Origin of the sequence: Phormidium pseudopriestleyi FRX01 (assembly GCF_017313335.1) — a bacterium.
GTDB lineage: Bacteria > Cyanobacteriota > Cyanobacteriia > Cyanobacteriales > Laspinemataceae > Laspinema > Laspinema pseudopriestleyi.
Genome location: NZ_JAFLQW010000134.1, coordinates 1 through 8,896 on the forward strand (window position 1 = coordinate 1; position 8,896 = coordinate 8,896).

Here is an 8,896-nt window from a genome sequence, read left to right on the forward strand (position 1 = left end):
CAGATTAATTATACCATGGATTTGGTTAACTACGTACCTACGTTCACCCACCTTATATCCCACGGCTAAAGCACATGGGTTTTACGGTGCTTTCTATAAAATACCACGGGGATTTTAATCCCTCGTGTCGCGGACCTCTCAGCACTAAAGTGACTGAGTTTCCCACATACCGGATATTTCTATGAGTCCAATGGCGCCGGCTCTAATGGGTTGTCTTAGCGCTAAAAACCACCTAGAGGCAGACATTGCACTTTAAATTTCTTGCATCAAAACTCTCAAAAGCCCCCCGGAGTAAGGGGGCTTCGGGCGATCGCCTCAGAATATGGCAACGCTTCTAATACAGTTTGAACCCAATTTGACCGTTAATTCCTCGGAGGTTGTGGTATCCCGCCCCAAAGAAAAAGTTACCATTGGGCAAGATTTGCACCCCGGCCGAATAAGCAAAGTCTTGTCCAGAATTGGGGTCGTTATAAAGTCCCACCCCGACATATCCGGAAATCTGACCAATCAATGGGGGGCTGATAAATTTCATCACGTCAATCCCAACGGCACTCTCATTGGTCAACCCCAATTCTACCCCTAAACCCAATCCCCGGACCCCGACGGAAAAGGTGGGTTCACTATCCTGCACGCCTACGGAAACCCAAGGTTGGGGCAGGAGTTGAGCCTGGGCACTAGGGGCTAGGAAAACGGCAGATAATCCTAATAGGGCTGAACAGAGGAGGGTATTTTTCATAACTTTTCTTCTGGGGTCTTCCGGAATTGTTAGGAATTCTTGATTTTTAAGGCTTGATCATAGCTTGGGTTTCGCCGGAACGGTTGCCGCCACCCAATCTGAAAGATTCGAGGGGGAATCAAGCCCCGTCGGGGGTGTTTTCATGGCTGAGTTGGTTGAGGGCGATCGGTACAGGGGTTAGTAATTGGTCGGTGGGCAATGCCCACCCTACATTGGCTATTTAGGGTTTGGAGTTAGAGGCGATCGCCTCTAATTTTCTCCCTTCACTAGGGGTTGAGGCTGAAACATTGCGGTACTTAAATATCGTTCTCCACCACTGGCTTGAATTGCGACAATTGTGCGATCGCGATATTCTGGACGCGCCCCTATTTTCAAAGCGGCTTCAACCACAGCCCCCGTGGATATCCCACTAATAATTCCTTCTTGACTTGCCAAAAGTCGCCCTATATTGTATGATTCTTCTTCAGTCACCATCACGATTTCATCAATTAAATCTGCCCGCAAAACATCAGGAATAAAGCCTGCCCCAATTCCTTGTATATCGTGAACATTGCGACTCTTTCCGCTTAAAACTGCACTGGCGGAAGGTTCCACTGCGACAATTTTTAAATCTGGGTTTTTCCGTTTCAAATAGAAACCTGCCCCAGTCAGAGTTCCACCTGTTCCCACCCCAACCACTAAAATATCAATATTCCCTTCCGTATCCCGCCAAATTTCCGGCCCTGTAGTTTGATAGTGAATTTTCGGATTAGCTGGGTTGCTAAACTGTTGGGGAGAAAAAGAATCAGGAATACTTGCTAACAGTTCATTCGCCCGTTCAATGGCACCAGGCATATCCGCTTTGGCTGGAGTTTTCACAACTTCTGCACCATAAGCTTTCACCAGTTTTTGCCGTTCCAGACTCATGTGTTCTGGCATCGTTAAAATTAAGCGATAGCCCTTAGCGGCACAAACCATCGCTAAACCAATCCCCGTATTCCCTGATGTCGCTTCAATAACTGTTGAAACTCCAGGTTTAATTAAGCCAGCTTTTTCGGCTTCTTCAATCATGCTCACGGCAATTCTATCTTTAACAGAACGGGCCGGATTCAAACTTTCTAGTTTGAGCAGAATTTTGGCTTGGCAATTATAAAGTTCAGGAAGATTGCGTAATTTAACTAACGGGGTATTGCCGATAATTTGGGTAATGTTTTTGTAGATTTTCATGGTTAATTAAAGGTTATTATCGCGGTTTTTGTCTATTATAGCATTGGTTGAATTATTGATAACTTGCCAATTATCTAATTTTTTTGGGGTCACTGAAGTCGAATAATAAAGACTCTAAGGGAACTTCAAAAAATCAAATAGTCCAAACCCACACCCTGAAGCAATTATAGGGTGGGAAGAAGCCCACCTTTGAGTAGCCCACTGAACAGAAGGTGAGCATTGCCCACCCTACTCCTTTTGCTAGGTCAACCAAATGGTTAATGGAAGTTTAAGGGGATGGGAGGTTAAATCATGAGCTGAAACCAGACGACAACAAAAGCCCCCATTAGGATAATATGAGGGAGATTTTTAGCCAAGGGACGGCGGGTAATTTTCAACAGAGGAAACAAACTAAAAGCCAAAAATGAAATTAATGTCAACCCTTGGGCAAACTGGGCTACATCCAAACTCCAAGTTAAGGTGAATAAGCCATCTCCACTGAAACCAAAGGTGCGGGCAATCACGGGTAAAATCTGTCCGGCTTCAGTCATGGCGGAGGGTAAATAGTAGGCCAGATTTCCTGCTAAAACCATTGGCATATAGGCATAAACAACGGTTTGATAATCTGGCATTTCTGGATCGAAGAGTTCAGCGATTTTATGGGTGATGTAGGTGAGAATTAGGGGAATTGATAATAGCAATAAAACCACCGGAATTGCGATCGCCAGATGGCCCGAATCGATTGCCAAATCTCCCCAGCCAAACCATGCCAAAATCGGTTGAGAACAGTGCAGAAACACCCCGCCAAACAGTAACAGCAGCAGGGCAATTTCTGCGGGGAACCCCTTGTGATTCTCAAAAAGATCTGCTGCCGGAGACCGAAAATTTAACTGGACCGAACGGTTCGGACAGGCTTTAAGACAGCTCATGCATAACATACAATCTCGGTTATCCAGCAACTGGGCGGGGTGAGAATACAAGGGACATCCCCCCGTGGCCTGCCCCTCCGTAGGCAGGGCATCAGGAAAATTAACCGGAGTGGCATCACCGCCCTGATAGCAACCAAAGGTGCTGCATTGAGTCCCACAAACCTGCTGAGTCGATCGCAACTCCACTACCGCCAACTTGGCAAACATCCCATTCATCCCGCCAATAGGACACAAATGACGACACCAGAGGCGGCGTTCATAGATAATGCTACAAATCACCGCCCCCCCGGCAATAATTAGCAGTAGCCAAGCGGAAAGATTGGCATGATGGGGCAGATCCCATAGTTTCTCCCACAGATAAATTGCCACAAACCCGGCCCACAATGCCCAAGCGCCCCATTTATTCAGCCATTTTGTCGGCCAGGGCAATAGCTGACGAGGCCAAATCCATAGAGACAGTTTTCTAATCCATTCCCCGGCAATCATAAACGGACAAACGGCACACCAGAGGCGACCGAGCACGAAAAATAGGAATAAATAAAACGGCCACCACCAAGCCCAAAATAAGTTAAGGACGATGTTGGCATCTCGGCTTTGGGGTCCAATAAATCCCATAATGGTGACGGGGATAAAAATAGCCATCATCGGCCACCAAAACCGTTCCGGCCACCAATCGCTTAATAGGAATTGGCGCAACCCTGGAATTTGATTGAGTAGATCCACCCGAAAGGAATTTTTTTGGGATTCAACAGACCACAATACCTGTTCAGGAATCACTGTTTGTTCGGCTGGGGTCATCACCACTGCCCGTTTGAGAATATTTTCTAATTCGGCGATATTACCGGGATAGTCGTAACTCAGTAGCCGCCGCAGGTCGGCTTGATCGAGTTGTAAGGTCGGGCGGTCCTGTTCCCGACAGAACTTTTCCAGAAAATAGTGGGCAAAAGCGGGTATATCTGCTTTGCGCTGGGAAAAGGTAAATAGTTTAATGGTATGGGCATCAACTCCTGAAATTGGCAGTTTAGTGGGACTGATGAGAATCAGACGCACCCAAAGGTTTTGAGGGGGTTGCTGGGAGATTTTCTGCTGGGCTTCTATTGGGGCGTTGGGGATTAGGTTTCCGGTTTTGAGATAGTGAATCAGTTGATCGCGATCGCTTTGACTGAGAATTTACCAGTTATCAATGGCTAGGGTTCCCCTTTCTAATAAGGCGATCGCCCCGGTTAACCCGTCAATCCGTCCGAATAAAATATCCGTATTTATATCCCCCTCTGCATTTCTGGGCAATTGGGCACAATCAATTTCTGCAAAGGGGCGATTTTTGAGTCCAGACTGGGCGTGAATTAGCCCGGAGATAAAAGTTTTTCCGCTACCCGGTGAGGCTTGAAGAAAAATGGGTTTTAAGTCTTGGGTGGCTTGTTCAATCTGTTGGGCAAGTTTTTGACTAGATTTGCTATTACTGATAATAGTTTCCCCGATGGGAACTGGGCGGATGTAGGGTTGCAATCCTTGAATGCGGGCTTGTTCTTTGGCAATCCGGTCTTGAAATTTAGCTAGATCCTGGGCTAAGAGGGCATTGATCGCGCCGTTAATTTCGGGATATTCTGTTTTGAGTTGTTCAAAGCGGTCTCTGGATAAAAACCAAATTTCACTTTTGACGATCGCGATCGCCCCGGTTCGGTAGGCGGGTGTCTCACTAAGCATTCCTAGGGAAATATGACCGAATAGTTCTCCGGCATTTCGATAGATAATATGGGTTTTACCAACCGGGGATGTGCGATACATTTCTACGGTTCCCCACTTGAGTAGATATAAGCCTTGGGGAGTAGCATCTTGTGCAAAAATATTGGTGCTGGCTTCTACCCGCAATAAATATAGGGATGAAGCAATTTGTGCGATCAGTTTTTCCCCTAATTTACCCCAAATGCGATGAAAACCTAACCAACTGATACAGTCTTCTATCTCTTCGGGGGTGGGTTCTGGTGGGTTGGAAGAAATTTTTAGAATCATAAATAGGATAGAACAAATAGGTTGAGTGCAGAGAAACAATTAAAATTAATCATGTTAATTTTAAGGGTCTGCTTCACGAAAAGCGACAAAATACCTGAGCCATACTTTTCATAGTTTATTTTCGCACAGTTTTAACCCGTTTAGGTGGAAATGTTAACAATTCTACAAGGTCTATCGCGTGATTTTGATCACTCCCGTGGCGGGACGCGCTCCATTTTTGATTCAACGCTCAATGCCTTATTTCTGGAGTTTAGACTAAGCGAGTGCCACGAAAGCAAAAAGAGGGGAGTAACTCAGCCGAGCAGTAGTAGGGTGGGAAGAAGCCCACCGAGCAGTTGGCGACTACCCGCAGAAGGTGGGCTTCTTCCCACCCTACTTTCTACTTTCTATAGCAATCCTATATCAGTTGTGGAATAAGACCTCTCCCCCAACATAAGGCGGCCTACAAGGAGAGGGGAGCTATATCTGTCATAAATCATTTAGGATTGCTATAGAGCTAACGACCCAACGCCACACTCTAGGACTTCACCAGCCCCAAAATAATCTGGGCAGCCCGATCGCAAACTCCCGGTTCCCCCAAGGCATCTCGCATTTGCTGATAGTCTTGCTGCATCTGCTCTCGGCGCTTGGGATTTTCTAGTAAGTCTAGGGCTTCCCGAACGATATTCTCGGTTGTAGCAGACTCTTGCAGCAATTCTGGAACGATGGATTTCATTAACACCAGGTTGGGAGCAGACATGAAGGGGATGGAAAATTTGAGGAGATGGCGGGCAATCCAAGCAGTGAGGGGATTGACCCGATAGATGACAACTTGTGGGACGTTTAACAGGGCAATTTCTAAATTGACGGTGCCGGATTTGGTAATGGCTAAGTCAGCGGCAGCGATCGCCATGCGACTTTGATTCGCTTCGACCAATTTCGCCCGCAATCCATAACGCTGAATCTCGGTTTCTAGGGTGGGGCGATATTTTTCCCAGGATAGGGGAAGATAAAACTGCACCGATGGATGGTGAGTTTGGATCTGCTGTGCCGCCTCAAACATCACGGGTAATAGATAGCGGAGTTCTTGTTGTCGGGAGGCGGGGAGGAGGGCGATCGCCAGTTCATCGGACTCGATGCCCAAGGTTTGACGGGCCATCTCTCGGGTTGGAGCGTTCTGAAGGACATCAATGAACGGATGCCCCACCCAGTCAACTACTGCGCCATGCTCTTGGTAGTAACGCGCTTCCGTGGGAAAAATGGCGAGGAGACGATCGCACAGTCGCACAATCTCAGTCGTGGTGCGATCGCCCAAAGACCACACCCACTCCTGGGGGGCAATATAATAAATTCGCGGCACCTGGGGGACTTGTTCCTTGGCAAAATTCCCAATCCCCAGATTTGGACCGAGATAGTCAATCAGAATAATCACATCCGGGGGGGAGTTTCGCAGATAGGCTTTGGCACAACGCTGGATTTGCAGAGTGGGCCAAATATAGGGCAAGGATTCGAGAATACCCACAGAACCAATCCCCGTCGTATCTCCCAGGAGGACTGCACCGGCTTGGGCCATTTTTGCCCCACCCAAGGCCATAATTTCTAGGGGAATCCCGACGGATTGAGCCTGACGATAGAGGGCTTCTACCAACATTGCCCCTTGCATATCCCCAGACACCTCCCCAGTGCTGATAAAAATTGTTGCCATTGGCGACCCCTTATTCGTGACTGGAACGCCGTTGTCGTCCGGGAATCGGTCCCCGGCGATCGGCAGTGATCGACTGCCGCAGGAACTCCAACAAATGGAAGAGATAGGGGGTCTGGGGCAGTTCCGTTAATTGTTCCAGCGCCTGTTTAAATGACTCCTCAGAATGGTAAATCAGGCGAAAGGCTTTTTTGAGTAGTGAAAGGTCATCCGGGGAGATTCCGGCGCGTTTGAGGCCGATCAGGTTGAGCGATCGCACCCGAGAGGGATTGCCCTCGACCAACATATACGGGGGTACATCGCGATCGATCCGCGTCATCCCCCCCACCATTGCCAGTTCCCCAATATGGACGAACTGATGAATTCCCAAAACTCCGCCTATTCTGGCGTGATTTTCAATGCGAACATGACCCGCGAGTTGCACCGTATTGGTAATCACCACGCGATCGGCAATTTCACAATTGTGGGCAATATGCACATAAGCCATCAACAAATTATCATTGCCGATCGCCGTTGCCTCTCCCTCTCCCGTAGCTCGATTAATCGTCACATACTCGCGAATCGTGTTGCGATCGCCAATTTTCGTGAGACTTGAAGCCCCAGAATACTTCAAATCTTGTGGCTCAAACCCGATCGCCGCCCCTGGAAAAATGCGATTGCGCGCCCCGATTTCCGTGCAACCCTCGATCGCGACATGAGGACCAATTGTCGTTTCTGGGCCTACTTTCACTTGCGCCCCAATCACGGCATAAGCTCCGACTTCAACAGTCGGGTGCAGTTCTGCATCCGGATGGATGACTGCCGTCGGATGAATCAGAGTTTTCATAAAATTACTTGAAGAAGGAAAAAGGAAGAAAAAAGAATCAACCCCCAACCGTTAACAGTCCCCGAGAGCTTAATTCTCAATTCTCAATTCTCAATTCTTCCCGCTCACTCCTCACTAATAATTTCCCGTTTAGTCTACTCGGGAGAACAGGAGTTCCCCTTCAGTCACCAATTGACCATCCACTTCAGCACGAGCGTGCATCTTGGCAATCCGCCGTTGTGACACCCGTAGAATTTCAGCGGTCATTACCAGTTGGTCCCCAGGAATGACTTGACGACGGAAACGGACTTTATCAATCCCGGCGAATAAAAATAAACTCCCCTCCATTCCCGGAAACTGAGTCAGCACCACCCCGCCGACTTGCGCCATTGCTTCGACGATTAACACCCCAGGCATAATCGGACGCCCGGGAAAGTGTCCTTGAAAATGAGGCTCGTTAAAGGTGACATTTTTAATCCCTACGGCGCGTTTTCCCGGAACGTAATCGATAATCCGGTCCACTAAGGCAAAGGGATAACGGTGAGGCAGCAGTTGCTGCACTTCTTCTAGGGTAAAGGTTGTTTTCAAGGCAGTCCCGGTCCCATTCGGGGGGGTGCTTTCGGTTTTGCTCGGGGTAGACTTGGCTGATTGAACGGAATTAACTTCAATAGAAGTGGTCATGACTAGCTTAGGTCGATAGGGTCTGGATCGAAAGTGGAGAGAGTTATCAAAAGGCCCCGCCTCGTTAAATCTGGACCCGTGATTCTGCCAACAAGTGCACAAGCTGGATATGCAGCTTATGACTCGCTTTGTAAGCAATAAAATGAGCCAGGGGCAGAGGGCCGAGTAAACTTAGATCTCCTACTAAGTCTAAAATTTTATGACGCACTGGTTCATTTGGAAATCGTAGGGGGGGATTTATCCACCCAGTTTCTCCGCAAACGAGGGCATTGTCTAAGCTACCCCCTTTGATTAAACCTGCTGCCTGGAGTTGTTCGATTTGACGGGCCATACCAAAGGTGCGTGCTGGGGCAATGTCGGTGGCAAAGCTGGACTGATTGGGGGACCAACTGTGCCACTGGTTGCCGATCGCCGGTTCTGGAAAATCAATCCCATAACTAAATCGCAGTTCCGCACAGGGGAGGGCCGAAACAAAGGCATCCCCTTCATAGACAGAAATCGCAGATGCCAGGGGAGAGATTTCTGCCCGGTCCCCGGGGGTTGTGGGGACTAGGCCAACTTGGGCGATCGCCTCGACCCAAGGCAGGGCTGACCCATCCAATAACGGCAGTTCCGGTCCATCCACTTCAATGCGAGCATCCTCTACCCCCATTGCCATCAAAGCAGCTAACAAATGCTCGACGGTTCGCACCGATGCCTCAGCGATCGCCAGTTCGGTGGAAAGGGTCGTCTGATGAACCGCATCAAATCTCGCCGGAATCACCGGGCAACCGGGAAGATCCACCCGCACAAAGTAGCGTCCTTCCCCGGGTACACCGGGCAGTATTTTGACCCGAGTCAAGGTTCCCGTATGTAATCCCACCCCAGAG

General features: G+C 48.6%; 8 protein-coding genes. All 8 read right to left on the reverse strand.

The window, feature by feature from the left end; translation table 11 throughout:
- Window positions 1-334 precede the first annotated feature (334 nt).
- Window positions 335-736 (reverse strand): hypothetical protein, encoded by a 402-nt coding sequence (locus J0895_RS05125; RefSeq protein WP_207087045.1) that lies wholly within the window; start codon window positions 734-736, stop codon window positions 335-337.
- Window positions 737-985: 249 nt separating this feature from the next.
- Window positions 986-1,942, reverse strand: a complete 957-nt coding sequence (gene cysK, locus J0895_RS05130) for a cysteine synthase A (RefSeq protein ID WP_207087046.1) — start codon at window positions 1,940-1,942, stop codon at window positions 986-988.
- A 284-nt stretch (window positions 1,943-2,226) separates the two neighbouring features.
- Window positions 2,227-3,900 carry a 4Fe-4S binding protein gene (locus tag J0895_RS25665; RefSeq protein WP_340643455.1) on the reverse strand — a complete coding sequence of 558 codons (1,674 nt, stop codon included), beginning with the start codon at window positions 3,898-3,900 and terminating at the stop codon, window positions 2,227-2,229.
- 120 nt (window positions 3,901-4,020) lie between these two features.
- Window positions 4,021-4,860, reverse strand: a complete 840-nt coding sequence (locus tag J0895_RS25670; protein ID WP_242541067.1) for a cyclic nucleotide-binding domain-containing protein — start codon at window positions 4,858-4,860, stop codon at window positions 4,021-4,023.
- A gap of 517 nt (window positions 4,861-5,377) precedes the next feature.
- Window positions 5,378-6,544: a lipid-A-disaccharide synthase gene (lpxB, locus tag J0895_RS05140; RefSeq protein ID WP_207087047.1), complete on the reverse strand. Its 1,167-nt coding sequence runs from the start codon at window positions 6,542-6,544 to the stop codon at window positions 5,378-5,380.
- A 10-nt stretch (window positions 6,545-6,554) separates the two neighbouring features.
- Window positions 6,555-7,367, reverse strand: a complete 813-nt coding sequence (gene lpxA / locus J0895_RS05145; protein ID WP_207087048.1) for an acyl-ACP--UDP-N-acetylglucosamine O-acyltransferase — start codon at window positions 7,365-7,367, stop codon at window positions 6,555-6,557.
- A gap of 129 nt (window positions 7,368-7,496) precedes the next feature.
- Entirely contained in the window at window positions 7,497-8,027 is a 531-nt protein-coding gene (gene fabZ, locus J0895_RS05150) for a 3-hydroxyacyl-ACP dehydratase FabZ (protein ID WP_207087049.1), read from the reverse strand.
- Between the two features lie 64 nt (window positions 8,028-8,091).
- Window positions 8,092-8,896, reverse strand: an 805-nt coding sequence (gene lpxC / locus J0895_RS05155; protein WP_207087050.1) for a UDP-3-O-acyl-N-acetylglucosamine deacetylase, incomplete at its 5' end; no start/stop codon positions are given.